Genomic DNA, 1,051 nt, shown 5'->3' on the forward strand with positions numbered 1-1,051 from the left:
TCTAGGCCGTGTTTCAAAGTAGCCACTCGTTGATCGCGGCCAGATGGACGACGGCTTCGTACCGGACCGCCAGCTTGTCGTAGCGGGTGGCCACGGCCCGGTTGCGTTTGAGCCGGTTGATCCCGCACTCCACCGCGTGGCGTTGCTTGTAGAACTTCGGGTCGAACGCTGGTGGCCGGCCACCAGCACTGCCCTTGGCCTGGCGGTGCCGCACCTGATCCTTCTTCTGCGGGATCGTGCACCGAATACCACGACGACGCAGATAGTCCCGGTTCGCGCGGGAACCGTAGGCCCTGTCCGCCAACACCCGATCCGGTCGGGTCCGCGGTCGACCACCACCCGGTCGGGCGACCCGGATACCTTCCAACACCACCTGGAACTGGGGCGAATCACCGCGCTGTCCTGCGGTGATCACCACCGACAACGGCTTCTGTCCCTGCTCAACGGCCAGATGCAGCTTGGTGGTCCACCCACCCCGCGAGCGCCCCATTCCGTGATCAGCCGGCTCCGGATCACCCACTCCGCCCGGCGGCTCCTTCTGCGCCGCGCCGTCAGTCCGTGCGCCCGCCGCGTGCTGATGCGCCCGGTTGATCGTGGAGTCCACACTCACATCCCACGTGATCAACCCGACGGCATCAGCACGCGCCTGCAACGCACCCATGATCACCGCCCACACACCGGCGCGCTGCCAACGCCGGAACAACCCATACACCGTCTGCCAGCAGCCATAATCCGGTGGAACATCCCGCCACGGCGACCCCACACGCACACGCCAACGGATCCCGTCGATCAACTGCCGTTTGGTCCATTTCGGCGGGCGGCCTGGCTTGCGACCGACAGGCAACAGCGGCTCCAGAACCGCCCACTGCGCGTCAGTCAGGTCAGCACGCCCCGCCGCCGCTACGCTGGCCACGAGGTCTCCGGGTGATCATGATCGTCTTGGTCGATGATCGATCTACCGGAGACCTCGCCCTATTTCGATCAACGACACGCCAAACAAGTCAACACCAGGCAACATCCCGCTGGTCACAGCTCTGAAACACGGCCTAGA

1 protein-coding gene is annotated in these 1,051 nt (G+C 65.3%); it reads right to left on the minus strand.

Annotated elements, in window-relative coordinates; all coding sequences use genetic code 11:
- Window positions 1-13: 13 nt before the first annotated feature.
- Window positions 14-913: an IS5 family transposase gene (locus ACIBVP_RS45735; protein WP_396112830.1), complete on the minus strand. Its 900-nt coding sequence runs from the start codon at window positions 911-913 to the stop codon at window positions 14-16.
- Window positions 914-1,051: the final 138 nt, after the last annotated feature.

The sequence above is a fragment of the Actinophytocola sp. NPDC049390 genome, from assembly GCF_044466355.1.
Taxonomy (GTDB): domain Bacteria; phylum Actinomycetota; class Actinomycetes; order Mycobacteriales; family Pseudonocardiaceae; genus Actinophytocola.